The 26,911-nt window shown below is 31.8% G+C and carries 22 protein-coding genes; 5 read left to right on the plus strand and 17 right to left on the minus strand.

The features are described from left to right. Positions 1-104: 104 nt before the first annotated feature. Positions 105-668, plus strand: coding sequence for a sugar O-acetyltransferase (locus ACKI44_RS03295; RefSeq protein ID WP_407421501.1), 564 nt, complete (start codon positions 105-107; stop codon positions 666-668). A 370-nt stretch (positions 669-1,038) separates the two neighbouring features. Here ACKI44_RS03295 and ACKI44_RS03300 read toward each other — a convergent pair whose 3' ends face one another. The 3 genes from ACKI44_RS03300 to ACKI44_RS03310 form a co-directional block, all read right to left on the minus strand. Continuing rightward, positions 1,039-3,753 (minus strand): valine--tRNA ligase, encoded by a 2,715-nt coding sequence (locus ACKI44_RS03300; RefSeq protein WP_407421503.1) that lies wholly within the window; start codon positions 3,751-3,753, stop codon positions 1,039-1,041. 77 nt (positions 3,754-3,830) lie between these two features. Next, a complete protein-coding gene (locus ACKI44_RS03305; RefSeq protein WP_407421505.1) occupies positions 3,831-5,624 on the minus strand; it encodes an ABC transporter ATP-binding protein in 1,794 nt (597 codons plus the stop codon). Beyond that, a complete protein-coding gene (locus ACKI44_RS03310; protein WP_407421573.1) occupies positions 5,612-7,321 on the minus strand; it encodes an ABC transporter ATP-binding protein in 1,710 nt (569 codons plus the stop codon). Before ACKI44_RS03310 ends, ACKI44_RS03305 begins: the two co-directional genes overlap by 13 nt. Before the next feature lie 113 nt (positions 7,322-7,434). Between ACKI44_RS03310 and ACKI44_RS03315 the strand changes: the two genes are divergently transcribed. Then, positions 7,435-7,794 (plus strand): hypothetical protein, encoded by a 360-nt coding sequence (locus ACKI44_RS03315; protein ID WP_407421507.1) that lies wholly within the window; start codon positions 7,435-7,437, stop codon positions 7,792-7,794. Between the two features lie 23 nt (positions 7,795-7,817). Continuing rightward, positions 7,818-9,476, plus strand: coding sequence for a phenylalanine--tRNA ligase subunit beta (gene pheT, locus ACKI44_RS03320; RefSeq protein WP_407421509.1), 1,659 nt, complete (start codon positions 7,818-7,820; stop codon positions 9,474-9,476). Between the two features lie 36 nt (positions 9,477-9,512). Here pheT and ACKI44_RS03325 read toward each other — a convergent pair whose 3' ends face one another. From ACKI44_RS03325 to ACKI44_RS03350, 6 genes are all read right to left on the minus strand, one after another. Continuing rightward, positions 9,513-9,719, minus strand: a complete 207-nt coding sequence (locus tag ACKI44_RS03325; protein WP_407421511.1) for a hypothetical protein — start codon at positions 9,717-9,719, stop codon at positions 9,513-9,515. Between the two features lie 13 nt (positions 9,720-9,732). After that, complete coding sequence (locus ACKI44_RS03330; protein WP_407421513.1) at positions 9,733-10,128, minus strand: PIN domain-containing protein; 396 nt, start codon at positions 10,126-10,128, stop codon at positions 9,733-9,735. Positions 10,129-10,149: 21 nt separating this feature from the next. Beyond that, positions 10,150-10,425: a hypothetical protein gene (locus ACKI44_RS03335; RefSeq protein ID WP_407421515.1), complete on the minus strand. Its 276-nt coding sequence runs from the start codon at positions 10,423-10,425 to the stop codon at positions 10,150-10,152. A gap of 610 nt (positions 10,426-11,035) precedes the next feature. Then, positions 11,036-11,182: a hypothetical protein gene (locus tag ACKI44_RS03340; protein WP_407421517.1), complete on the minus strand. Its 147-nt coding sequence runs from the start codon at positions 11,180-11,182 to the stop codon at positions 11,036-11,038. Between the two features lies 1 nt (position 11,183). Beyond that, positions 11,184-11,582 carry a secondary thiamine-phosphate synthase enzyme YjbQ gene (locus ACKI44_RS03345; RefSeq protein WP_407421519.1) on the minus strand — a complete coding sequence of 133 codons (399 nt, stop codon included), beginning with the start codon at positions 11,580-11,582 and terminating at the stop codon, positions 11,184-11,186. Positions 11,583-11,638: 56 nt separating this feature from the next. Next, complete coding sequence (locus tag ACKI44_RS03350; RefSeq protein WP_407421521.1) at positions 11,639-13,444, minus strand: right-handed parallel beta-helix repeat-containing protein; 1,806 nt, start codon at positions 13,442-13,444, stop codon at positions 11,639-11,641. Positions 13,445-13,753: 309 nt separating this feature from the next. Here ACKI44_RS03350 and ACKI44_RS03355 point away from each other — a divergent pair, with 309 nt between their 5' ends. Then, positions 13,754-17,134, plus strand: coding sequence for a right-handed parallel beta-helix repeat-containing protein (locus tag ACKI44_RS03355; protein WP_407421523.1), 3,381 nt, complete (start codon positions 13,754-13,756; stop codon positions 17,132-17,134). A 164-nt stretch (positions 17,135-17,298) separates the two neighbouring features. Continuing rightward, the gene (locus ACKI44_RS03360; RefSeq protein WP_407421525.1) at positions 17,299-18,747 is read left to right on the plus strand and encodes a GNAT family N-acetyltransferase; all 1,449 of its coding nucleotides are present in this window, start codon (positions 17,299-17,301) and stop codon (positions 18,745-18,747) included. Here the strand turns inward: ACKI44_RS03360 and ACKI44_RS03365 are convergent. From ACKI44_RS03365 to ACKI44_RS03400, 8 genes are all read right to left on the minus strand, one after another. Then, a complete protein-coding gene (locus ACKI44_RS03365) occupies positions 18,744-18,962 on the minus strand; it encodes a hypothetical protein (protein ID WP_407421527.1) in 219 nt (72 codons plus the stop codon). The genes ACKI44_RS03360 and ACKI44_RS03365 overlap by 4 nt on opposite strands. A gap of 9 nt (positions 18,963-18,971) precedes the next feature. Further along, complete coding sequence (gene rpiA, locus ACKI44_RS03370) at positions 18,972-19,658, minus strand: ribose-5-phosphate isomerase RpiA (RefSeq protein WP_407421529.1); 687 nt, start codon at positions 19,656-19,658, stop codon at positions 18,972-18,974. A 14-nt stretch (positions 19,659-19,672) separates the two neighbouring features. Next, on the minus strand, positions 19,673-20,110 hold the full coding sequence (locus ACKI44_RS03375) for a UPF0179 family protein (RefSeq protein WP_407421531.1): 438 nt from the start codon (positions 20,108-20,110) through the stop codon (positions 19,673-19,675). After that, the gene (locus tag ACKI44_RS03380; protein ID WP_407421533.1) at positions 20,111-21,154 is read right to left on the minus strand and encodes an NAD(P)-dependent glycerol-1-phosphate dehydrogenase; all 1,044 of its coding nucleotides are present in this window, start codon (positions 21,152-21,154) and stop codon (positions 20,111-20,113) included. It abuts the gene before it with no gap. A gap of 68 nt (positions 21,155-21,222) precedes the next feature. Next, positions 21,223-22,452, minus strand: a complete 1,230-nt coding sequence (locus ACKI44_RS03385) for an ATP-binding protein (RefSeq protein WP_407421535.1) — start codon at positions 22,450-22,452, stop codon at positions 21,223-21,225. Between the two features lie 125 nt (positions 22,453-22,577). Continuing rightward, entirely contained in the window at positions 22,578-23,177 is a 600-nt protein-coding gene (locus tag ACKI44_RS03390; protein WP_407421537.1) for a hypothetical protein, read from the minus strand. 23 nt (positions 23,178-23,200) lie between these two features. Then, entirely contained in the window at positions 23,201-23,464 is a 264-nt protein-coding gene (locus ACKI44_RS03395; protein ID WP_407421539.1) for a hypothetical protein, read from the minus strand. Position 23,465: 1 nt separating this feature from the next. After that, positions 23,466-26,867 carry a hypothetical protein gene (locus ACKI44_RS03400; RefSeq protein ID WP_407421541.1) on the minus strand — a complete coding sequence of 1,134 codons (3,402 nt, stop codon included), beginning with the start codon at positions 26,865-26,867 and terminating at the stop codon, positions 23,466-23,468. Positions 26,868-26,911 lie beyond the last annotated feature (44 nt).

Raw genomic sequence — 26,911 nt, forward strand, 5'->3', positions numbered from 1 at the left:
TATCTAAAAATAAATATGAATTAAATAAATAATAAAGTTACCTATAAAATCAATTTTTGAAATATTCACAAAAAATATACTTTACTAAAGAAATAAGATAGCATATGAAAGAAATTGAAAAACTTAAAGCCGGACTTGAATATTGCTTTGACGATGAAGAAGTGGCTGCACTAAAAGAAAATGCCATAATAAACTGTGAAATCTACAACAATATGGACGTTACAGACAGACAGGCGAAAAGAGATTTTTTAAAAGAAATGCTTGGAAGCGTTGGGGAAAATGTGGATATTGAAAAAACCTTTAACTGCGATAACGGCAAAAACATTTTCATCGGCGATAATTTCATTGGAAACTATAATTTAACCATTTTGGATGTAAAAGAAGTTTACATTGGTAATGATGTAATGATTGGGCCAAATACAACCATAACAACGGTGGGCCATCCAATCAATCCGAACGGCAGAAGAAAAAGATTGGCTCAGGCAAGTGAGGTAAGAATCGGAAATGACGTCTGGATTGGTGCAAATGTTTGCATTTTACCTGGTGTGACCATCGGAAACAACGTTATCATAGGCGCCGGAGCGGTCGTTAATCGTGATATAGAAGACAACTCCATGGCCGTAGGAGTCCCTGCAAGGATAATTAAAGAGATTGAAAAACCCATATAAATACTTTTTGTTATGAGTGAGAACAATTTTTATGACTCAGAACAATTTTTATGAGTGAGCTCAACAAGCTTTATATATAGCATTATTTAAAAGACAAAATGACATCTCTATTGATGTCGGATTATATACCAAAATTCAACATTAAATCTGATGGTAAAACATTAGATGAAGGGTGAGATTTCAATAATTAAAATAGGCTCATGTGAATCATTAATAACAAAATAAAGTGAGAGGTTCAAACATTGCTTTTCACTAACACATCACCGCATACATGAAAATGTATGTCTCATCTCACCCTTATAATCCGTTAATTCAAAAAAGCATTTTTAATTTTAAAAAATAGTATAAAAAAAGTAATTTAAAGAAGTAATTATCTAATTACTTCTAAAATCATGTCTAAGTTTTCGGATTGTAAAATATCAACTTTCTTACCTGATGCTCCTACAATCTCTTTTTTAATATTTAACATGTCTTCACTGACAACCAAATCGCCAATAGCCAGTTCATGATTTTCAGCTAAAACGGAATCGATTTCATCCAATGGAGTTGATTTTAAATAACCGATGATTTTACCGGCATCCCCTTTGAATTTAGGTCCGATTTGAGACATGTCCGGTTCAACCTCAATGATTTTTTCATGAACTTCAGGTTTTCCGGATTTGATGGACAGGTCCTTAATTTTTAAAGTACCTTCAATATCAGTTGCAAAGTCTTCGAAAATGCCAATCAGTTCATCATCAGTAGTGTAGACATTGACTTCTGCAAGCTCTGCATTTAAAGGTATTTTTGAAGCGGATTTGAATCTTCTTACTTCATCAATCAAGTCAACTGTCATGTCACCTTTGGCTTCAAATTCTTCACTGATTAACTCATCATTAACTTCAGGCCATAATGTTTTGTGAATTGATTCGTCACCGAAGTACTGATAAACCTCTTCGGTAAAGAAAGGAGCTATTGGAGCAAGCAACTTCAAAGAGGTTTCAACAACTGTTCTTAAAGTGTATTTTGCAGCGCGTCTTGACTCGTCACTTACATCAGTGTAGAGTCTGTACTTTACGGCTTCAATGTACTCGTCACAGAAATCATGCCAGAAGAATCTTTCAATTGAGGTTATGGTATCAGCAAAGTTATACTCTGCAAATGCATTGTCAACCTTAATGTTTAATGAGTTCAGTTTTGATAAAATCCAGGAATCAAGAGGTCCTAAATTATCCTTAACATCTTCATATGAAACCTCTTCATCAAATATCTGCATGCTTAGGAATCTGAATGCGTTCCAGAATTTTCTTAAGAATCTGTATCCGTGCTTGATGTCTTTCCAGTCGAATATCACATCAGAACCCGGAACACTGTTTGCAGCCCATGATCTTAAAGAGTCAGCACCATACTTTTCAATGACCTCTTCAGGTCCGACAACAAACTCAGGTCTTGATTTACTCATTTTATTTCCGTCTTCACCAAATACCATTCCATTAATTACAATGTCATCAAACGGTTTTTGGCCGGTTAAGGCTATACATCTAAGGGTAGTGTAGAATGCCCATGTACGGATAATATCGTGTCCTTGAGGACGGATATTTGATGGAAAATGATTAACATAATCTTCATCAGGCCATCCGGCAATTGATAAAGGTGAAATTGATGAATCCATCCAGGTATCCAAAACATCCTCTTCAGGGATGAACTCTTCACATCCACATTCACATGCATGTTTTGGTTTATCCACTGTTGGATCAATAGGTAAATCTTCGACTTCAGGCAATATTACTTTTCCACAGTCTTTACAGTACCATACAGGAATTGGAGTTGCAAATATTCTTTGTCTTGAAATACACCAGTCCCATTCCATGGAATCTGCCCAGTTGACCATACGGGATTTCATATGCTCAGGTACCCATTTCATCTCATCTGCTGCTACTTTGGTTTTTTCGATTAAATCCCTTACAGCTACAAACCATTGTTTTTTAACAAGAATTTCAATAGGAGTTTTACATCTCCAGCACTGACCTACATTTTGATCGACTTCTTCCTGTTTTAACAGATATCCTTCAGCTTTTAAGTCTTCAATGGTCTGTTTTTTACAACTCTGCAAGTCCATTCCTTCATATCTTCCGGAAGCAGCAGTCAATGTACCTGTTTCGTCAATGGCATTGATGATTTCCAAATCATACTTTTGAACCCAACTTACGTCAGTTTTATCCCCAAAAGTACAAATCATTACTGCACCTGTACCGAATTCAGGGTCAACCTCTTCATCAGCGATAATCTTAACTTTCTGGTGTGATAAAGGCACTTCAACATATTTGCCCAATAAATGTGTGTATCTTTCATCTTCAGGGTGAATTACAACCGCTACACAGGCAGACATCAATTCCGGACGAGTTGTTGCAATCAATATGCCTTCGTCGGCAGGATCAGCCTGTTTACCTGATGCTTGTGAAGATACAATATCATCATAAGAGTCTTCTACTGCAGGAGGGAAGTTGACATAGTTTAAAAATGTAGTGTTGTCTGAATATTCAACTTCTGCAAAAGCAATAGCTGTTTCACAACGAGGACACCAGTTTACAGGATGAATTCCCTGATAAATAAGTCCTTCATCATACATTTTCAAAAATGAGTACTGGGTCTTTTTCATGTATTCCGGAGTCATCGTAACGAACTCACGGGACCAGTCCTGCGAATAACCCATTGCCTGCATCTGAGCTTTCATTTTTGCAATATTATCTGTAGTTAAATCAACACAATACTCTCTGAATTTAGTACGGGAAACATCATTTTTCTTTATTCCATGAGTTTCCTCAACTTTCACTTCAGTTGGAAGACCGTGACAATCCCATCCCTGGGTAAAAAGAACGTCCTGTCCTTTTTGTCTTCTGTATCTTGCGTTCATATCAATGTAAACCCAATTTAAAACATGGCCTAAATGAATAGAACCTGTTGGGTATGGAGGGGGAGTGTCAATTACGTATCTAGGACGAGAACCGTCTCCAATATATTTGTAGACTTCTTCATCTTCCCATTTCTTCTCCCAAACTTTTTCTTTTTTAAAATCATAGTCTTTAGGAATTTCTTCATTTGACATATATTTTCTCCTAAAATAATTAAGTAAAAATAATATATTAAATTATATTCTTTATGGTTTATAAAAATATTTAATTTTTAAGCGGATTTGTTCTGACTGTTCAAAGTCCTATAATAATAGCCTTTCTGATTCAAGAGTTCCTCATGATTTCCCTGCTCAATTATTTCACCCTTTTCAATTACGATGATTTTATCCGCATTCCTGATGGTTGACAATCTGTGGGCAATGATAAAGCTGGTTCTGTTTTCCATTAACTTATCCATAGCTTCCTTAATCAGTTTTTCAGTTCTTGTATCAACTGATGATGTTGCCTCATCTAAAATAAGGATTTCCTTATCTGTAAGAATTGTTCTGGCTATTGTGAGCAATTGTTTCTGTCCGTGGGAAATATTGTCTGAATCCTCATTGAGTACAGTATCATAGCCTTCCGGAAGCTGTCTTATGAAATCATCTGCATGAACGCTCTTTGCTGCATCGACAACCTCATCATCCGTTGCATTTAAATTACCGTATCTGATGTTATTGGCAATAGTATCACTGAAAAGCCATGAATCCTGAAATACCATACCCATCAGAGACCTGACAGAATGCTTATCATAGTCATTAATGTTGATGCCATCGATTTTAATCTCACCTGAATCAACGTCATAAAATCTCATGAGCAATTTAACGATAGTTGTTTTCCCGGCACCGGTTTCACCAATAATAGCTATCTTATCGCCTTTTTTAACTTTAAATGATAGATTTCTGATTACATTTTCTCCTTCATTATAATCAAAGCAAACATTTTCAAAAGTAATTTCCTCTTTTAAACTTGAGATTTTAACATCTGAAGGATTTTCCTCATTATCTATCTCCAAAAATTCAAATATACGTTCACTTGCAGCCATTGCGGTTTGAACCAGATTCATTACCCTCGTAATCTGCTGAATAGGCTGTGTGAAGTTTTTAATGTACTGGAAGAATGCCAAAATATCTCCGACAGCTATTGTCTTTTGAATTACAAAGATTGCTCCCAAAACGGCTATTGCAACATAAGCCAAATTGGAAATGAAATTCATCAGAGGCCCGTTGAAGCTTGAAAAGAACTGTGATTTCCATTCGTGCTTGAACCAATTTTCATTATCATATTCAAAGTGTTCCATCTCAATTTCTTCCTGGTTGAATGTTCTTATAATGTCATGACCTACAAATGTTTCTTCAATCTGAGCATTTAAAGATCCCTTATAGGCCAATTGCTTTAAGAAGTAAGACTGAGAGTATTTTGTGATAAGAGTGATTAGAATAAATGCTATCGGAATCAGTATCAATGCGGCAAGAGTCATCCATACGTTAATGTAGAGCATCATGACCACAACACCTACAATAGTGATTACCGCCGTCATCAATTGAATGAAGGATTGTGTAATTCCGGTCTGAAGTGAATCCACATCATTGGTGATTCTTGATAGTATATCACCACGTTTATTTTCATCGACATTCTCCATGGACAACTGCGTAATCTTATCCATTATCCTGTTTCTCAAGTTAAAGCTGATATCTGTTGAAATATCAATTAAAAACCATGACTGAAGGTAGGAAAATATTGCACTGATAATATACAAAACCACAACAACACCAAGGAGGAAGAACAATGTATTGAAATCTATTGTTCCCGTATGAGCATTCATTGCATTAATACCGTCAAATATTGTTGTGGTTGCCATTCCGATTAAAAACGGAGCGATGATGCTGAATACAGTTGATATCAATGCACAGATAAATGTAATAATCAATTTGAGCTTGTAATCTTTTAATAAGAATAGAATATTTTTAATGGCTTTTTTATTGTCAACAGCCTTTTCAGGAGGTTTTCTTTTTATTGGAGGCATAACGAATCCCCCATTTGTGATGATGCAATTTCTGAATAAACTTCACAGCGATTGATTAACTCATTATGAGATCCTTTGTCGATTATTTCACCATTATCCAGAACGATTATCTCATCGGCATCCTTTATCGTTGAAATCCTTTGTGATACGAATAAAACTGATGAATTTTCGGCAATCTTATCCAGATTGCTTTTAATTACCGCTTCAGTATTCATGTCCAAAGCTGAAAAACAGTCATCAAATAAATAAAAATCATGAGGTCCGATAATTGCTCTTGCTATTGAGAGACGCTGTTTTTGACCACCCGAGAAATTGGATCCACCTTGGGAAACTTCATCGTCAATATCATCTACAAAATCAACCTGAGCCAATTTTAAAGCGTTTTTAATTTCCTCATCATCGGCATCGCTTTTACCGGTTTTCATGTTTGATTTTACAGTTCCCTGAAACAGAATGGCATCCTGGGGGGTGAAACTTATCTTATCCCTTAGAGTTTTAAGATTAAAGTTCTTAATGTTTTCATTATCGATTAAAATTTCACCGGAAGTAACATCCTGAAGCCTTGGAATCAGGTTTAAAATAGTGGATTTGCCGCTTCCTGTTCCGCCGATAATTGCTGTGGTTTTACCTGGAATTAATTTAAAGTTAATGTCTTTTAAAGTTTCTTTTTCACTTCCAGGATATGAATAACATACATTTTTAAATTCGATAGTCGGATTATCGCTTATTGATGTCAATTCACCATCTGTAATTGACAATTCCATATTCAGTACTTCAGCCACACGTCTGGCTGAGACTAAAAATCTTGGAAGGATAATCATGACACCCCCAAGCATTATAAATGAAAATACAACCTGGGTGGAATATTGGATGAATGCAATGATGTCTCCGGTTAGGATATTTCCGGCAATCGCATCATATGCACCAAAATACAATATTAAAACAATCATCAGATTTAAAAACAAGGTCATTGTAGGCATTAAAATGAAAATCTTTCTATAAACATAGAGATTAACGTCGAGAAATTCCTTATTGATTTTACCGAACTTCTCTTTCTCATAGTCCTGCCTTACAAAAGCTTTAATGACAGGTATTCCTATTAGAATTTCTCTTGCGGTTTTATTCATTTTGTCAATGATTTCCTGAGTTAATTTAAAATAAGGAAGAACCCTTATAGTTATAATGGCCAACAGAGATAAAACAACCAGAAACGTAACTAAAATAATCCATGAAAGGTCTCCTCCGATTTCAAATGCCTTGATAATACTTCCGATTCCCAATATCGGAGCAAAGAATAGCATCATAAGCATCATCATCAAAACATTCTGCAGCTGATTGATATCGTTTGTGGAACGCGTAATAAGTGATGAACGGGAAATCTTATTGAGTTCATGGTTGGAAAACTTCAAAACCTTTGAATAAACCACTTTTCTTAAATCCTTTGCATAACCTGATGAAACCCTGCTTGAAAAATAGGACACACCAATTGTTGCAAAAACGGATATGGCCACCATGACAAGCATTAAAAATCCCACATCAATGATATAGTTTATATCGGTATTCTGAATACCTATATCAACAATGCTGGCAGTGTATGAAGGTAGTGCCAAATCACAGTAAGCCTGGACTATTAAAAGCAGAAATATGATTAAAACCTGCGGAAGTTTATTTTTAAAAACTCTGACTAAACTCTTCATCAAAAAAATAATATGCATTATCAATCTATTTAAAAATTTGGATATAGATAAATATATTATATAAAATATTCATAAATAATTATATTATAAATTATTTAAAGGACTGTTGAATAATGGAATTAATATGGTTTTATGTTGCAATTGTTTTAGCTATAAGCGATATACTGCATACCCAATTAATGTGGAAAGTCTTAAATAACTTTTATATTATTTTAGGCGGTTTAATCTATCATTCCGTAGACTCTTCACCATGGAAAACCTGGGTAGTTCATGAACTGATGGAAGCAGCATTTCACTTTGTCGTATTGTCCATAATATTCCTCTCACCGACAATAGGAATTATCGCAGCCCTAATTCATTTTATAATAGATGTATGCCATACCGTTTTAATTGGCCATATGGGCGAAATAGAACACAGAGCATTGCATTTTATAATTGAATCATTTGTTTTCATTTTAATTTATGGATTATAAAAAAATATATGGAGTATACTTGAATGCCAGTTATAACATTTAAATATCAAGATTTAAAAGATTTAGGAATAGATATGGAAAAAGACGAATTAATAGACACATTGCCTATGATGTCCAGTGATATTGAAGACTTTGACGATGAGGAAATCAAAGTTGAATTCTTCCCTAACCGTCCGGACAATTTGTCAGTAGAAGGAGTAGCTAGATCTTTTAAAGGATTTATTGGCCAGGAAATAGGCATTCCACTGTATGAAATAACATCTTCCGGTGAAAGCGTTACTGTGGATGACGATGTAGCTGAAATCAGACCATACATTGCCTTTGCAAAAATCGATGACGTTGACTTTACAGGAGACAAGCTCAAATACATCATGGATTTCCAGGAAAACCTCCATTGGGTAATCGGAAGGGACAGGAAAAAAGTAGCTATAGGTATTCACAATGCAGATGTTGTAAAAGCTCCTTACAAATACATTGCAACTCCAAAACAGGAAAATGCATTCGTTCCTCTTGAAAAAGATACTCCAATGACTCCGGAAGAAATCCTGACTGAACATGATAAAGGTAAGGATTATGCTCATTTAATTGAAAACTTCGATAAATATCCATTAATCCTGGATTGTGACGACAATATATTATCAATGCCTCCAATCATTAACGGAGAATTGACCAAAATCAAGGAAGATACCAAAAACATTATTGTTGACGTTACAGGTACAGATGAACGTGCAGTAAATCAGGCATTAAATATCATTTGCTGTTCATTTGCCGAAGTCGGAGGTAAAATAAAAACAATGGAAGTCAAATACTCAGATAAAACCGTTGTAAGTCCTGATTTAACTCCTCAAGAAATCAATGTTCATGTTGATACCGCAAACGAATTGATTGGTGGGATCAGCTTAACTGCAGAAGACATTAAGGAATTATTGTTTAAAGCACGTTTTGATGCTGAAATCTTAAACGACAATGAACTGAAAGTCTATGTTCCGGCATACAGGGTTGACATTTTACACGAAGTCGATGTTGTTGAAAATATTGCAGTTCAATACAGAATCAACTCCATTGAAGCGGAATTACCTGACATCAATACTGTAGCATATGAAAATGACTGGTTTAAAGCAGAAAGCAGTATTCGTGAAGTTATGGTTGGTTTAGGCTTCCAGGAAGTAATGAGCTTGATGTTAACTAATGAAGAATCCCATTACGAATTCATGAAGCAGGAAGAAAAAGACCACGTTCAGGTTGCAAGACCTATTACAATCGACAGAACCATGATTCGTACCAGCCTAATTAACAGCCTAATGGAATTTTTAGAAGACAACAAACATGAAGACTTGCCTCAAAAGATATTTGAAATCGGTGATGTCTTATACATCGATGAAACCACTGAAAACAAAGTCAGACCTTCCAAAAAGCTAGCTGGATTGATATGCCATTCAACTGCAAACTTTACTGAAATCAAATCCGTTGTAACAAGCGTTGTTTCCAATTTAGGTTATTCAATGGAAATTACAGACAGCGAAAATCCAACATTCATTTATGGAAGAGCCGCTGATTTGGTTGGTGAGGCAGATAACGGTACTATTGAAGGTTTCTTTGGTGAAATATCACCTGAAGTAATTACAAACTTTACCTTAGAGTATCCGGTAATAGCTTTTGAAATTGAGTTCATTAACAAATAACTCATTTCATTTTAAAATAAGTATAATCGTTGGATGTTAATCAACACCCAATGATTCATTAATTTCTTTTAAAAATTTCTTAGAATGCAATTTATTAAATACATCATCATTTAAAGCATCACTCATTAATCCACGATTAACATAACCCCAAATTAATTGATTAACCGATATATTTAATTTTTTAGCCTTTTTTTCAACCATTTTTTTGAGTATTTTATTTTTAATTTCATATTGAAATTCCATTTTGAAATCTCCTTTAAATACTAGAAATAATATTAAATCCATTAACTTTTTCAAAATCACTATCAAATGTAACTATATCAATAATACTCATATTTATCATGGTATTAATAATAGTGCAATCACCATAATTAATTGAATTTCCATACCACATATTTACTTCTAATGATTTTAAATAATCTTCATAAGTTAATTGAATAATTTGATTTTGAGAGTAAAGAACATTAAACATATCCTTTGCTAATATATTTGTTTTTACAGTGTTATTTAATGTTTCAACAAGTACTGTGGTATTAATGACAGTAGTTTCATTTGAATTATTTAAATATTCTTGTATTTTTAATGAATCGTTATGATGTGCATCCTTATAATTCATTAAACCCTTAAAATATCCACTATCTAAGAAAATCATGAAATTCCCCCTTATTTCAGATTATTCTTTAGAATAATCATATATTCCAATAATAGAATCCATATTTCCTTTTTTTCTTGAATTGTTTTCTTCCATATTAACATCATCATCGATTTTAAAGATTTCTTTTAACTTTTCTTTAGAGAGTTTTGGCTGTTTGTAATAATCATCAGTATATAACCCTCTTCTAATATATCGATCAACTAATTCTTCTACAGAGATGTTTAATTTTTCTGAATTTTCTTTCAACTGATTTTCAATCATTTCATCACCAAATATTATTTTTTTATCGGACATTGCAACACCTCCTGATTAGTAATAGATATCTTTTTGAATATTAATAATACTATTGAATACAATCATAGAAGCATTACAAATTTCAACATTAAAAATATTTATTTATCTCTTAAAATGGATAAAAAGTTTTTAAATCAAAATATTGGTATCTACCTATGAATTATATTAAAAAAAATCATAAATAGGTTTTTTAATATACTTGAAATATTACTTAAATGTTGAATGATTAATTAAATTATATTATGTTTTAATAGTATATAAAAGTATTGAATTGTAGAAAAAAATTAATATACACCACCATTAATTTTTAAATAAGTTAATTCTGTTAAATTAAACTATTTACGAATAACCAATAAAAATAAGTATTATTTCAAGTGTAAATTTTTATAATTATATCTAAACATTAAAAATCAAAAAAAACAATCATTACCCAAGAACTCAACATATATTTTTGTATTTGCCACATTAATCATATAATCACCTAAATATTACTTTAATATTAATTATAATATAAATCTAATCCGAGAGCATCTGACGAGTAATATTTTTTTCGCTATTGTTACATGCATTAATGAGACTACCTAATTCATTCAAATTAAATTAGAAATATTCAATACCACAATTTTCTCATCTGTACATCCATCTGTTCATAACTAACATTATTGTTTTGAGTAACATCAAACGGCAAATTGCTTAAAAGTATCGCAATTACAATAATTACTATGACAAGTATCAAAATTATTAAACGTTTATTCATTTTAATCACTTAGAAATGTCAGGTTAACTGTCCTATTATTTCTTGGCCCATCCAGTTCAACAAAAAATACAGATTGCCATGTTCCCAAATCAAGCTTTCCATCCAAAACAGGTATTGATTCACTTGAAGAGAGTATAAATGATTTCAGATGGGATTTTGCATTATTGTCAATTCTATCATGCTGCCAGGAATATTTATCTGAGACCAAATCACTTAACATTAACTCCAAATCTTTTAAAAGTCCGCTTTCATTTTCATTTACAACAATGGCTGATGTGGAATGCTTTGAAAATACATTGACAATGCCCGATTCGATATCTATTTCATTATTAATCATTGCAGTGATATCAATGATTTCAAAATTTCTGCTTGAATTCAAAATGAGTTTTTTAGATGACATTGATTTAATATTTGTAAAAACTAATATAAAAAATAAAATAAAAAAGAGTTTAAATATTATTCGAACTCGTTTTTACGTCTGTATCCGTAGATAAATATTCCAACTAAAAATACAATAGCTAAAACAATTATTATTGAATTGTCCTGTAACGGATTGGATTTTTTACTGACGGAGTCCAATTCATATGCTTTTCCTTCAGCATCAGAATCCCCAGGAGAAGATGACTCACCAGCATCAACGCTTCCTGATTCAGCGGCATTTTCCTGTCCTTGAGACTGCTCCTCTTCACCGGTTTGAGAAGTTGACTCAGAGAGGACATCAGAGCTGTTAGTACCGTAATTTGCAATTACACGACCCTGATTGTTTGATACAACACTGTTTGAAGTGCTGTTGGTATTTGAATTTCCGTTACTGTTTGAAGAGGTTCCTTTATTGCCGTCATTTGAATCTGTTGTGGTATTTGATGAACCGCTGCCGGAACCGGAGCCGGATGATGAACCGCTTGTAGAACCTGATCCTTTTTCACTGCCGGAACTTCCGGAAGAAGAACCTTGATTATCATCGGAAGAAGGAGTATATTTTTCTACTGTTTCCTTACGATAATCAGGTACCTTTTCACCATGCTTAATTTCAACTTCGTGGTCCTGACTTGAATCTGTTTGGATAAATCCTTTTCCGTTTTGTATTTCTACACTGTATTCTTTACCGTCAACAGATATTTTTTGGTCGAAAAATGCAAAATCATTAACAGGTTTACCGTCTTCATATATTTGAATACCTATTCCATTAGAAACTGATGTGAAATCCATCTTCAATATTTTAGCAAGAAGCATCGGACAGATGAATGTGTGTTCACCGTCATTTGAATCGAAATAGTTTGGTCCTAACTTAAACTGTTCTTTTGAAGGGTTGTTTTTTGCCTGGAAGTTTTCATTGTGCATTAATGCATTGTATGAAATGTCCGGAAGCTGTTTTTTACTAGTTTCAAATCCTTCACCAAATAAAAATCCGTTTCCAGTTTCAAAACCGCCCAATTCAGAATTAGGATCCATACGATTATATTCTAATGTGTTATATAGGAATTTATCTCCATATGACTCGGCATTAAGGAAAATTCCATTGGTATTTTCGTAAACATGATTATACATGAATTGATTTTTAGAAGATTTGTTATACATGGAAATTCCGTTAAATCCGTTATGATAAATTTCATTCCATGTAATTAATGAAACAAAGATGTTTGAAGTTTCAATTCCAGATCTTCCATTGAATGCAATTGTATTATTGAATACTGAAATGTTATTGATATCGCGAAGCTGAAGACTGTTATTGCCAGCATTGTGAATGTAGTTTTCATTGATTTGAACATTGCTTGCATTTTTTACAAGAACATTATTCAATGCCTGTGAAATATCATTATTTTCAACGATTGTATTAGATGACTTATCTAAGATAACTGCATAATCAGCATTGGCAGCTATTATTTTCAATCCGGATAATATGCTGCCAGAACTGTTTTGAGTAAAATAGAATCCGAAAGTATTGCCTAATCTCATATCTTTAGCCTTATCAGTTAATGAAGTGGCCACATTGATTGTACTGTTTTTACTGGAAATTATTTTAAGCTGCTTATCCACAACCAAAGAGATGTTATCATAATTTTTCGATGTGAATTCAAATATATCGCCATTTGTGGCGCCGTCAAGCATTGTTTGAATTTCACTATTAGATAAATCTGAAGTTATTGAATAAGTTGTTCCATTAGTAAAATCATCATTTGCAGATACTGATGAAATCAAGCATAAAGCAAATAAACAGATTATTAAAACATTCAATAATTTATTAACTTCTTTTATAGCCATATAAAATCTACTCTCGATATGCATTTTAAATCATAACAATAAGACTGATTTACACTTTATTTTATTTATCGTTATGTAATATAAATCTTTTTAAAAAAAAATTTAAAAAAAGAACACATAATACTTGTTTTAAAAAAATAAGAAAATATAACATAGTTATGAAAATCTATTTAAGTACATTTTTATATACAATATAACATTAAATGTATATCGCTTAATTGTTCCCTACATTTAATAATATATAAATCGAGGAAAATTATGACTTATAAAAAATTAATTTTAGGAATTTTATTAGTCCTCATTGTCCTTATGAGCTCAAGCATGGTATTTGCAGAAGATGTGTCATCAGACATCTCTTCACCGGACAATACCCTTGCCATAATTGATAATGACGACATTCAAAGTGCTTCAGAATATACCATAAGTACTGGATCAAACAGTACCACAATACAAAATACAATTAATGGTATGTCTGACGGCGACACATTAAATTTCGAAACTGGAACATATACAGATATCTGTATTTATGTAGACAAAAGTATTACAATTAACGGAAATGGTGCAACTTTAGTCGGTTATTCATCCCCTGGAGTTAATAAAACCAACATTCCAGAAAAAGTTAGAGCAACTACTGCCGAAGGAGGATATGCAATAACTAACTTTGCAACATTATACTTATTAAGTGCTCCAAACATTTCCATGAGCGGATTAACAATTGTCGGACTTGATTCATCAACATACTCCAATGCGGCTTTATATCTAAGCCAAGCAAAAGGAGTAACTATTGACAACAATACAATTGACGGTTCATCATGGGGTATTTACATGACCAGTTCTCCTGACGGAACTGTTTCAAACAACATAATTAAAAACCAGAAGACTACCGGATTTTTAAACTTTGGATCTGCAAGAACATTAATTACAAACAACACCGTAATCAACGCTAAAAACCACGGTATTGACGTAAGACACGGAACCGGACCAAATGTTCAAGTAATTAACAACACAGTTATCGGTTCAAAAGAAGGAATCTACTTAATGCACTCCAAAGGACACACTGCAACCCAGAACACTTTGATTAACTGTACCATCAGTTCAATCACATGTTACGGTTCATCCGAAGTAGATTTATACGGCAACACAATGCGCAAATCTAGAATTGGTGTATTGTTAGGCGGAGGATATTCCAACATCACTATTGGAGAAAACACTTTCCAATTAGATAACTTACCATTCCCTCCAACATTCGTATACTATGTTGCAACAGCAGACTCAGATTATCAAAGTCCAACTGACGATATAGGAGTTTACAGTGACCCTAGTTCCTACGAACCAGCATACTCAAACATTACCAATATACCAACTCCAAAAGAGATTATAATTGATTATGACAGCATATTGAATCGAACAGGAACCATATACAATGTTCCAAGCGGTTCAACTTCAAGCCAAATTCAAGCAATAATTGATTCAATGGAAGATGGGGACAGTTTAAACTTCCCTAAAGATGCAGTCTTTAATGACATCAGCATCTACACTGATAAAAACATCAAAATTTTCGGTAACAACGCAACATTGATCGGATACAACAGATTAAACGCTAGCGACGTACCTGAAAAAGTAAGAAATCAAAGTGCTGATGGCGGATACGCTGTTGCTTACTATGCAGTATTATACACATTGAACAATACCCAAGTAGTTATATCCGATTTAAACATCGTAAGCAAATATCCAGGATATAATCCTACCAAAGTTACACCTAATACAGAAGCATATAAAACCGCAGGAATCTACTCCGATGCAAGTACAAACTTGACAATTACAGGATGTGACATTGAAGGCGCTTCCTTCGGTTTATTCATACAATACTCAGGTGATTCAAGAATTACCAACAACAATATTCACGACCAGTACACCAATGGTATGATCAACTTCGGATCTCCAAGAAACATAATTGCAAACAACACCATTACAAACGTAGTTAACCACGGTATCGACGTAAGACACGGAACCGGACCAAATGTAGTCATATTCAACAACACCATTGACAGTGCAAAAGAAGGAATATATCTCATGCACTCAAGAGGCCACAAGGTTTACAACAACACAATTTTAAACGCTAAAATAGCTTCAATAACTGCATATGGTTCTGGAAACGAATACATATTCAACAACACCATGAAAGGAAGCAGAATTGGACTTTTACTTGGTGGAGGATACTATAACGTTACCGTCGGTCCAAATTCATATGATTTAGACTTCTTACCTTTCCCACCAACATTTGTAACATACATTGCATTTGCTGACAGCCAATTCCAAAGTGCTGATGATGTGCAAGGAACCTACAGTGACGGTGAAAGAGGAAACGGTTCATTCATACCTCCTGCAACAATCATTGCAGAAGATTTAATTAGTAACTGTACAGCATTTAACTACAGTGCAATATTAAAAGACACAAACGGAACTGAAATTGCAAATAAAACTTTAATATTTGAAATAAACGGAGAAGTTTACACTGCTGTAACCGATGCAAAAGGTGTTGCAACAATCAGCACAATTTTACCTAATGGAGAATATGCTGCAAAAGTAAGCTTTAAAGGAGACAGCCAATTAGGTAAAAAAACTGAACAGGCAAATATTATTGTTAACAGTTCCAAAGCTGTTGATTTAAAAGCACCTGAAATTGAAATGTATTATAAAAACGGTACAAGATTCATCGTTACATTAACTTTCAACGGCACGGCTATTGCAAACGAAACAGTTATTATCAATATTAACGGCGTAAACAATACCCGTAAAACCAATGAAAACGGTACTGTAAGAATGGCTATTAACTTAGATAAAGGAGAATATGATGTTGCTGTTTTCTATGAAGGCACTTCTGCTTACGACCCTGCAACAGTAGACTCCAAAATAACTGTTTTAAGTACAATTAACGGTGAAGATATTACAAAAATATACAGAAACGGAACACAATACTGTGCAACATTCCTCGATGGCGAAGGCAATCCATTAAAAAACGGAACTGCTATATTCAACATCAATGGTGTAATGTATGAACGTAAAATTAACGAAAACGGTACCGCTAAATTAAACATCAACTTAGAACAGGGAACATACATCATTACAGCAACCCACCCAGTTAATGGTGAAATGCATTCCAATACAGTTACAGTTCTTCCAAAAATAACCGAAAACAAAGACTTGACCAAATACTATAGAAACGGTTCACAGTACATTGTAAAACTATTGGACGATGAAGGTAATCCTGTCGGTGCCGGAGAAACTGTTACTTTCAACATTAACGGTGTAATGTATGAAAGAAAAACCAACGAATCCGGATATGCAAAATTAAACATCAACTTAGAACAAGGAAACTACATCATTACTGCATCATACGGCGGATGTAACGTTGCAAACAACATTACCGTTTTACCTGTCTTATATGCTGAAGATCTAACAAAAGTATACGGCACACCGGATCAGTTTGTTGCTACTTTAGTAGACGGACAAGGAAACGGATTAGCTAATGCAACTGTTAAATTCAACATTCATGGAGTAATGTATGAACGTACAACCAATGCAACCGGACAGGCTAAATTAAACATTAATTTAATGGCCGGAGAATACATTATCACTTCATCATATGAAGGATGTAACATTGCAAACACCATTAAAGTAACTGCTTAAGTAAATGATTAACTATCATTTACTTCTTTTTTATTTTTTTTATTAACCTAAAAAAACACCAAATTAGGAATAACTAAATTTTAAGCCAATTTTTAGTTAAAACTAAATAATTAATAGAATAATTTAAATATAACAATCATTAAAATAAGAATAAGTGAGATTACATGAAAAAAATTAATTATCTGCCAAGAGAAAACAACACACAAAAAGTCTATTTAACCGAAAGCATCATCGACATAACAGAACTTTTAAACAGTACCTACCAATACATAATGGATTCGATTAAAGAAGAAAATTTTATCCTGAAAAGCGAAGAATGCAACCTGTTTAAGGAATTGGTTTATGAAAATAAGGTGGTTGGATTCTGTTCATATGACTTTTCAAGAGAGTTCATGACTGCTGCTCTCAATAACATTTATGTATTGCCGGAATTCAGAGGAAAAGGATTATTTATACAGGAACTTGAAAAGACAATGGCAGAGCATAATAAACCAAGCATTATTGAACCGACACACTTTTTAATAGAACTATTGATAAAATACGGATATGCCAAAAAGATTAATGAAAATATCGTTGCAAGCGCAATTGAGCTTATTGTTCCGGGAGAGCATGTAATCACAAACAAGGAAATCCTAAAGGAAGAGGAACTCTCAACTCACTTTTATGACCTGAATATCTCATCAAGCATTCATCTGCTTGATATGAATGAATGTATCGTAGCTTATAGTTTGCCATTAAATGATGATATAATCCGCTATGACTGCATTGAAAAGAGATCTGAAATAAATGATGAATACTTTAATGAAATCAGAGAACTGTTCCTTAAAAAAGAAGATGAAATTCTTAAAACTTTGGTGGAACTTGAAGAAAACCTGCCGTTAAAGGAATATGGCCTGGAAGAGGTTATTGGAAGTGAAGATGAATTATCCCCTTATATTGAAACACTGATTGATGATGCACACGTTACTTATGCCGAAGCTTTAAAGATAAGAGAACAGATTAAAGAGGAATATGAAGCCGGAATGGTGCTGAATGAATCATTATTAATAAGGCTGGCCTATCTATTTCATGTTCCCGAAGAGCCTACGTTAATCACCCATGATGAAACCTGTCCCTATTGTGAAATGCCTATAGACAGCCACGACAGATACTGCCATTACTGCGGAATCAACCTGGATTACAATCCCGATGAAGTTGAAAATAATTTAAGAAACGCAATCAACCAGTTCAGCGATGAAAACAACAGTGAAGATATCAGATACATTGCATATAAGTTTTTAAAAATGATATATGAAAAAATTGACTTTGAATATGCCGTATTCATGACTGAAAATAATTTCAATATTCGTTTCAAATCACTGGAGAAATATCTAAAAGAAAATTACTTTATTGAAAATGAAAAGATTACATCAGAAGGAATAAAATTCTTAAATAATCATCCATTACATTACTATGAAAAATATCACATGGATATTGTTGATTATACCAAATTTGAAAGTTATTACTGGCAAAACTCTAATTTAAATGGAGAAGAAATCTGTTTAAAATTTTTAGATAGATATAACGACGAATATATTGATGAAATAAAAGAAGAAATTAAAAAAAATAGTTAAAAATTGTTTCTTCTGGACAATGCCATATAAACAATGAATATTCCAATCAGCAATAATACAATTTGCGGGAAAATCGCAAAGAAAATCATTGGAATTATCTTAAGCTCAGCCAACATCCACAAAACAGCATAAATAATGATTATAATACCAATTAAAAGTGCAAACTTGTTGATGTATGAACGGATAGTGTATTCATCCAAGCCCGGAATTATCATTAATTCACCCTATAACTCTTTTGTACCGTCAGATGTTCCGACAATTACACGGTCAACCATCTGGGAAAATATTCCGTTTTCGACAACACCAGGAATTGTATTTAAATCTATTTCCAAATGCTGCGGGCTGTCAATTTTTGCGAATTTAGCATCAATTACAAAATTGCCGTTGTCAGTGATTACAGGACCGTCCTTTCTTTGAGCCATTCTGATTTCACATTGTGCACCCATATCCTCCAATTCTTGGATTACAACACGTGATGCATCAGGAATTACTTCAACAGGCACTGGAAATGTTCCCAATTCTTCAACCACTTTAGATTCATCAACGATGACAATGAATTCTTTTGCAGCATAATCTACGATTTTTTCTTTGGTATGTGCTGCTCCACCACCTTTAATGAGATTAAAATCACCGTCAACTTCATCTGCACCGTCTACAGACAAATCGATGTCATTTTCTTCCAAGGTAGTTATAGGAATATTCCATTTTTTAGCAAGCAACAATGATTGAAATGAAGTCGGAATTCCTTTAACGCTAATTCCCTCTTCAGCCATTCTCATACCAACTTTTTCAATGAAATAATGGGTTGTAGAACCAGTTCCCAATCCTAAAACCATGCCATCTTCAACATACTCTGCAGCCTTATATCCTGCATTCTTTTTACTAGAATCGTTTTTACTAGCACTTTTCATAATCAACACCATAATTAAATAACAAAACCTAAAGTAAGTTTAGTAAGTCTGAGACCTTTTTTACATTCTCCCTTATGTTTTCCATGATTTTTTAAAACAATACACTTGTCATTTTCAATTAAACCTTCAGGGAAACAAAAATCATGGAATTCACAATATTCATCACACTTAGGAGCATTATATGTAAATGTGGAACCTTCAAAAATATTTTTGGAAGTTGTTAAAACATCTATTTCAGCCCTTTCAATTTCTACAGGAATTACAATATTTTGTGAATGAATAGCGCATTTCTGCTCATTATCCTTAACATCAGTGACCACATATTTCCTGTTTAATTCCAAATTATCTATACATGATGATTTAAATCTGCAATTCTCACATTCTTTGGCCGGACCCAAAAAGACAAATTCAAATCCTTTTTTAGCTATATCCTTACCTATTAGTGTAATCATTTAAATCACCTCAGTATTGTGTGCCAATTCATAAGCAGCTTCTTTTGAAATTCCATTGTCTCCTAAAATAGTGTATCTTTCAGGCCTGATTTCATGAGCCATCATTAATGCTTCAATTACATCTTCATCATCGATTCCCAATTGCTCAGCATTAGTTGGTGCCCCAACGGCTTTTAGACAATCGCGAATAAATTTCCAATCATCACCATAGAGCGCCATCATCAATATGGAACCTATACCACATTGTTCACCATGCAGTTTAGGCTTATCAAGAATCTTATCAAGAGAATGTGAAAACATGTGCTCAGATCCGCTTGCAGGTCTGCTTGAACCAGCAATGCTGATTGCCGTACCACTGCTGAACAGGGATTTCATGACAATTCTTGCACTTTCCTCAAGACCCGGCTTGATGTTATCAATGTTGTTTGTAATCAGTTTAGCAGACATTATTGAAAGGGATGCTGCGGATTCACTATATTCAACATGCTTTAAACGATGAGCCAATTGCCAATCCTTGACTGCAGTAAAATTAGCTATCAAATCAGCACAGCCTGCAGACAATAATCTGAATGGAGAATCAGCAATAATGTTACTGTCACCAATAAGAGCGATTGGTGCATTGGCCTTGACAGACGTGGATCGGTTAGGATTTTTAATTGAAGCTAAAGGAGATACAATACCGTCGTGTGAAGCCGTAGTCGGCATTGAAACAAAATAAACGTCCTTATTAAATGAAGCGTATTTTGCCACATCAATTATTTTTCCTCCACCTACACCTACAACAAGGGTATTGGAGTCAATATGTTCTTCTACTTCCTCAACACTATCAAATGAAGCATCATCAATAATCTTCAAATCAACTTCATAATCATTATCCTCAAGGTTTTCAATTACATGTTTGGCCCCTGCATCAAAAGTATGATGGCCTGTAATGATTAAAGTCTTTTTTGAAAGGTGTAAGCTTTCAAAAATCTCTGCCGTTTCATAAATTACATCAGGACCAATGTAAACTTCACGAGGCATTTGTATTTTCCTATGATTCATAAGTATCTCCCATAAAAATAAATATACATTTATATATATGATATGAATTATATTAAATAACTTTCTTTTTAATTTTCATAGAAAAATTCCCTCAGGAATTTAATTATATGGATATGAACAATTCCATCTCGGGAATGATTTTCCTTATCCATGCTTAAAACATATTTAGGATAATTATCTTTTATTAACATCAACGGCTTAAATTCACGTTCTTTAGTTTCTTCTGTTTCTAAGTGATATGATACCTGAATATAGAATTTTTCATTGTCTTTTCGACAGACAAAGTCAATTTCATAATCATTTATGCATCCTACAGTTACCTTACAACCATTTCGGATAAGTTCCAGATAGACAATATTTTCAAGAAGTTTACCAATATTATGTTGTTTTTCTTCAAGCTGAGATTTATAAAATCCCTGATCGATTAAATAATATTTCTCAGAACCAACGATTTCTTTTTTTCCAGTTAAATCCTCTCTTGAAACTTTAGAAAAAAGGTATGCATTTTCAAGATATTCAAGATAATTGTAAATTGTTGATTTTGAAATTTTCAAATCATGTTTTAAATAAGTGTATACAGCATTGGCTGATGTTAAATTTCCAATATTTTCAACCAAAAATTTTGTAATCCTATTAAAAAGACCTACATTTCGAATTTCGAATCGCTCCACAATATCATGCAAGAGTATTGAATTATACAAATCATTTAAGGTTATTTCCTTATGATTTTTTGAGTCTATTGTAACAGGAAGACCTCCAAAACTAAGGTACTCATTAAAATAATTCTCAATTTCTGTGTTGAATTCATTTTCCAATAATGGTTTTTCACCCAATTCATTTTTATAATCAAGGAATTCATTAAAAGAAAATGGATACATTTCAATTGATATATAACGCCCCGTTAAAAATGTAGCCAATTCTTTTGACAACAGTTTAGAGTTTGAACCTGTAATGAAAATATTTGTATTGGATAGTTTAAAATAACCGTTAATGCTTATTTCCCACTTGGAAACATTTTGAATTTCATCAAAGAAGAGATATACATTGTTTTCATGCTTTTCAAGAAAATCCAAGACAATTTCATCCAATTCTTCCCTAGTTTCAATATGATTATATTGGGGAAGTTCCAAATCTATTAAAAGAATATCCTCTTCATTAACACCATTATTTTTCAAATAATCAATAATCAGACTGAAAAAATAAGATTTGCCGCATCTTCTAATGCCAGTTATGATTTTAATTAAATTTAAATCCATCAATGAAGTAATTTTATCCATATATAACATTCTTTCAACCATACAAAATTCACCACACAAGTCTTCTGTAAAAAACTATTTATTTAAAATAACTAAAATAGTTTTCTATAAAAGACTTTTTATTAAAAAAATATAAAATAGTTTTTTATGTAAAACTTATTAAAATCCTAACTAATAATATGAAAAATTGGGCATAATAAGAGATAATTTATGACTTCTGCAAAAAATGTTATGATAATTAATAACAATATTGCAACGCCTAATGAGAAATCATCCTGAGAATACTCACTACCAAAACAATGGAATAATTTATCATAGAAATCTGGAATTAAAGGAATTAATCCCATTACAAATCCGATTAAGATGTATAATATAGCATAGTTATTTGTAAATATCTCTGAAAAACCAATTAAAAACCATACCATACAACAAGCAAATGAGAGTATTATGAAAACCAATGGAAAAATTCTTTCATTCCAAGTTATACTGATTACATCAAATACATTATCTCGTAAAAATATGATTATTAAGGGATAGAAAAATGAAAAGAGTATTCCTTCAACAGGAGGGATTGCATTAATGTAAAAACCGAAAAACCCTCCTGAAATAAATAATAATGGAAAACCTATCATAGCGAATAAACATTCGACTCTCCACACTTTAAAATTTATCTTTTCAGATATTAGATGAACATTCTGTTTTGCATAAAACTGCAAAATCGCATATAATATGTATGGGATTAAAATCCCAAAAATAATTAAAATCATTATTCCTCCAAAATAATTCCTATTTAGAATTTATCATAACCCTCGGGCATAAAATCCAAAATACTTTCAATAGTCCATGCAATTTTAGCAATGCCCAAAAGGTTTATTTCAATTATCAGATAAATCATCCCTGTTATAAAATCAAAAACAAGAAAGCTTCCTAAAAATAGCCAAATTATTGCACAAATTAAAAAACACCAACTGTATGCAGCGGGGTGTTTTGAAAGTTTTTGATATAATTTTTCACGTAAATCTAGAATAAACTTTAAATATTTTTTTATTTTCATATTATTCCCCACTATTTGATGAAAAATATTCTAAGAATTGCATTGCAGATACAAAACCCGTACTTTTAAAATTTTCTTTTAAAAGTTTTATTATAACTTTTGATTTTGTTTCTCCAAGAGTTATTCTACAGATATTCCTTAATTCTTGTTTAACAGTGTATTTGACTATATTAGATTGTGTTGTCTGTTTAAAAAAAGCAAAAGTTGTTGTTTTGATTCCAGTTTCTATAGAATACATTTCTGTGTTTGACATAATTGTTGTCGTTACAGTATTAAATGTAGCTTTTCCAGCAGTATATGTTGCTTTACCACCATAGGCAGATAATAACATACTACCACCAAATTCCAACCAATTATAGAAATCATAATATCCAGCATTTGATTGTCCAAAATTATCAAATAAACCTGCACTGTATGCAGTCATCAGTACACCACCACTTATTAATATTAGTGCAACACCCCAACCTAAGGGCCCTGAGGCAATTAGTCCCACAGTTATTGCAAGGCCCCCAATTGTTCCAATTAGAGTATTCGGATCAAAAAAATTTCCAACAAATTTTTCACAAAATGTTGTTAATAAATTAAATAATTCATCGGTTAATTCATCATGATAACATCCAGAATAATCATTTGAATATGATCCTTTAATTATTTCTCCATTAATTAAAGATAAATCATGTATTAAATTATTTTCAATATCTAAAATTATATAAGATTCACTATCATTAGTAAGTTTAATTATTATCATATTTGTTTCATTAATTGGTATAATATCTATTGATTCTCCATTTAAATACCCACTAATAATCTTACTCAAAGGGGATACAACATTATTTCCACTCCCCTTTAAGATTATGTTTTCTATTTCCGAAAGAATTGCAGAATTAATTAACATAAATATGGATTTGTTTTCTAAATTCCCGGCCATTATTCTTCCTAACATAGGGTCTAAAGAATTAATGTAAGATTTATATCCATTTTCCACACCTGACATTATGGTAAAATAATCATTTCTTGTCCAAGAAATTGAATATGATTCCGATAAAGTTGTTGCAAATTTATCACTCAACCATAATGTTCCAAGACCATTTAAAAAAGTACCATATGATGCTTTTAAATAACCTACAGTAAAATTATTCTTTTTATTTAACCAATAATCTAAGTTTTCATCAGATATTTTTTTATTTGAAAATGCATAAGATTGTACTATATCAAAACCATTATCTTCCATATAATTATGGTAATTATAAGTTATTTTTTCATTTTTTTCAAAACCCATATTATTTAAAACAAATGTTGTTTTTATTGTATCTTTCTCAGGAGCATTGAATATTGTTACATTTGATATCCTATATTCTAGTTTAACATTAGTATTTAAAAATTTAAGATTAATGGGTTTTTGAGCCAAATTATAATAACTACATTTACTTATATGTATATTATTTGAATAATAATTTCCTTTATTTAATTGTAATTTTAGCCCTTCTTCATCATACCACGGTAATGGTTCTGAAAATGTTACACTAACTTTTTCATTCCCATTTTGAACTATTTTTAAAGTCTCACTTCCAAAATCAGCACCACGATTATGTCCAATATATGGACAACTAAATTGATTGACAATATTCGAGTCAGATACTCCACAATAGGTAATTTTAACAAAATCTGTTGTCTCAGAGATTAAAATTCCACTAGTCTGAGGAGAAAAACTATTTGAAACTTTCATTGAATTTCCAGAACTATTAATAAAATATGTTCCTTTATTCAATGCAGTAAATGAACTAGGATTTGAATATCCTGCATTAAATGATAATGTTTTTCCATTTATTGAAATAATGAAATTTCTAGATGTTGGAACTTTAACTATACCATTATTTCCTTCTTTAATTATATATTTTGAATTAGAATAATGTTTAGATACATATAATCCAGTAATATTTAAATACATTGGAATTTCAATAGAATATTTTAAATCTGGAGTAAAATTCATTTTTATTGTGTTAATATTTTGTTTCGAATTATAATATGATGAACAAGAATACTCTGTTTTTATCGTATATGTACCTCCATTTACATTTATTAAACATTTAGCTATTCCTTTATCATTAGTTTGTTGGGTATTTGTATTTCCATTTATTGTAAATTTAATTTGTTGATTAGAAATTGGAAAATTATTATTATCATTTAATATAGCATAAAAATATTTTCCATTTTCTTTATAAAATGTATTATTAGTATATAAATTTACATTAAATTTATGTGTTGATTCATAGACTTTAATCGTTTTTGTAAATGTTCTAAAATTGTTATAACCATATGCATTATTTAATTCACAGTAAACTGAATATGAGCCTGGATTAAAATTTATTTTTAATTTTGCAAAGCCTTCAGCATCTGTTGTTCTTGAATAAGAAATACCATTAGCAACAATTGATAATTGTTGATTAGAAATAGTATTATTTTGATTGTTTGTTAGTTTTACAACATAATATTCACCTTTTCTATTAATATTAAAATTTTCACATCCAATTAATACATTTTCTTTTATTACATTTATCGTATATGCTCTGTTCAACCCATCCACATTAGTAACTGTGATAATATATGTTCCCGGACCGAGATTGATATTTAATTTAGCTAAACCAACTTCATCAGTAGTTCTATTATATAAAATCCCATTTACATTGAATGTTATTATATTATTTTTCATAAAATCGCCAGTTTTTGTAAATGCCCTACAATAAAATTGTGTTGAATTTTTATATGATTTTATGAGATTATTTCCATCCAAAGTCGATATAATAGTAATTTTATTTGTTTTTGTACAGGATTTATATGTATTATCTCCACTAAATAATGTTGTTATTGTATAAACATTCGGATCTAAATTAATATTTAATGATGCTTTTCCATTTTTATCAGTATATCTAGTATAACTAACTCCATTTACTGCAAATATAATTTGTTTATTTGAAATAGGTTTATTTGATTGCGTTTTTAAATAAATAGAATAAATACAATTTTTATAATAATTCTCAACATCATTTCCGATTAAAATAGTTTTAATTGATGCACTTTTAACATTAATCGGAGATATTACTAAGTATGTTTGATTATTTTCAAAATTTTGTTCATATTCAATTTGGTAGTTAGTATTATTTAGAAAAGACATATTTTCTTTAATGGGAATCATATCACATATTTCATAAGTTTTATCGAATATTACAGTAGAAGATTTATTAAATCTATTATCATTTATATTTTCAATGTTTTCATTTACAATCATTAGATTATTATTTTGATTAATTTCAGTAAAATTATTATTCATATCATCTGTTCCACAAACAAATGAAATATTAATAAATATTATCAATAATAATCCACTAATTAATATTCTTTTCATTTAATTACCTCGAATTTCATAAAACTAAAATTTTATATTTCATT

It is taken from the genome of Methanobrevibacter sp., assembly GCF_045646205.1.
GTDB lineage: Archaea > Methanobacteriota > Methanobacteria > Methanobacteriales > Methanobacteriaceae > Methanocatella.

Excerpts from the sequence above, each read along its gene's own strand:
- ACKI44_RS03365 (WP_407421527.1), bottom strand. The coding sequence starts at position 18,962 with ATGATAATTCCGGGCTTGGATGAATACACTATCCGTTCATACATCAAC.
- ACKI44_RS03385 (WP_407421535.1), bottom strand. The coding sequence starts at position 22,452 with ATGGTTGAAAGAATGTTATATATGGATAAAATTACTTCATTGATGGAT.
- ACKI44_RS03300 (WP_407421503.1), bottom strand. The coding sequence starts at position 3,753 with ATGTCAAATGAAGAAATTCCTAAAGACTATGATTTTAAAAAAGAAAAA.
- ACKI44_RS03330 (WP_407421513.1), bottom strand. The coding sequence starts at position 10,128 with ATGATTTTCTTAGATAGTGGATATTTTAAGGGTTTAATGAATTATAAG.
- ACKI44_RS03310 (WP_407421573.1), bottom strand. The coding sequence starts at position 7,321 with ATGAAGAGTTTAGTCAGAGTTTTTAAAAATAAACTTCCGCAGGTTTTA.
- pheT (WP_407421509.1), top strand. The coding sequence starts at position 7,818 with ATGCCAGTTATAACATTTAAATATCAAGATTTAAAAGATTTAGGAATA.
- ACKI44_RS03390 (WP_407421537.1), bottom strand. The coding sequence starts at position 23,177 with ATGATTTTAATTATTTTTGGGATTTTAATCCCATACATATTATATGCG.
- ACKI44_RS03295 (WP_407421501.1), top strand. The coding sequence starts at position 105 with ATGAAAGAAATTGAAAAACTTAAAGCCGGACTTGAATATTGCTTTGAC.
- ACKI44_RS03395 (WP_407421539.1), bottom strand. The coding sequence starts at position 23,464 with ATGAAAATAAAAAAATATTTAAAGTTTATTCTAGATTTACGTGAAAAA.
- ACKI44_RS03335 (WP_407421515.1), bottom strand. The coding sequence starts at position 10,425 with ATGTCCGATAAAAAAATAATATTTGGTGATGAAATGATTGAAAATCAG.
- ACKI44_RS03305 (WP_407421505.1), bottom strand. The coding sequence starts at position 5,624 with ATGCCTCCAATAAAAAGAAAACCTCCTGAAAAGGCTGTTGACAATAAA.
- ACKI44_RS03345 (WP_407421519.1), bottom strand. The coding sequence starts at position 11,582 with ATGTCATCTAAAAAACTCATTTTGAATTCAAGCAGAAATTTTGAAATC.
- ACKI44_RS03355 (WP_407421523.1), top strand. The coding sequence starts at position 13,754 with ATGAGCTCAAGCATGGTATTTGCAGAAGATGTGTCATCAGACATCTCT.
- ACKI44_RS03315 (WP_407421507.1), top strand. The coding sequence starts at position 7,435 with ATGGAATTAATATGGTTTTATGTTGCAATTGTTTTAGCTATAAGCGAT.
- ACKI44_RS03325 (WP_407421511.1), bottom strand. The coding sequence starts at position 9,719 with ATGGAATTTCAATATGAAATTAAAAATAAAATACTCAAAAAAATGGTT.
- rpiA (WP_407421529.1), bottom strand. The coding sequence starts at position 19,658 with ATGAAAAGTGCTAGTAAAAACGATTCTAGTAAAAAGAATGCAGGATAT.
- ACKI44_RS03360 (WP_407421525.1), top strand. The coding sequence starts at position 17,299 with ATGAAAAAAATTAATTATCTGCCAAGAGAAAACAACACACAAAAAGTC.
- ACKI44_RS03380 (WP_407421533.1), bottom strand. The coding sequence starts at position 21,154 with ATGAATCATAGGAAAATACAAATGCCTCGTGAAGTTTACATTGGTCCT.
- ACKI44_RS03340 (WP_407421517.1), bottom strand. The coding sequence starts at position 11,182 with ATGAATAAACGTTTAATAATTTTGATACTTGTCATAGTAATTATTGTA.
- ACKI44_RS03400 (WP_407421541.1), bottom strand. The coding sequence starts at position 26,867 with ATGAAAAGAATATTAATTAGTGGATTATTATTGATAATATTTATTAAT.
- ACKI44_RS03375 (WP_407421531.1), bottom strand. The coding sequence starts at position 20,110 with ATGATTACACTAATAGGTAAGGATATAGCTAAAAAAGGATTTGAATTT.
- ACKI44_RS03350 (WP_407421521.1), bottom strand. The coding sequence starts at position 13,444 with ATGGCTATAAAAGAAGTTAATAAATTATTGAATGTTTTAATAATCTGT.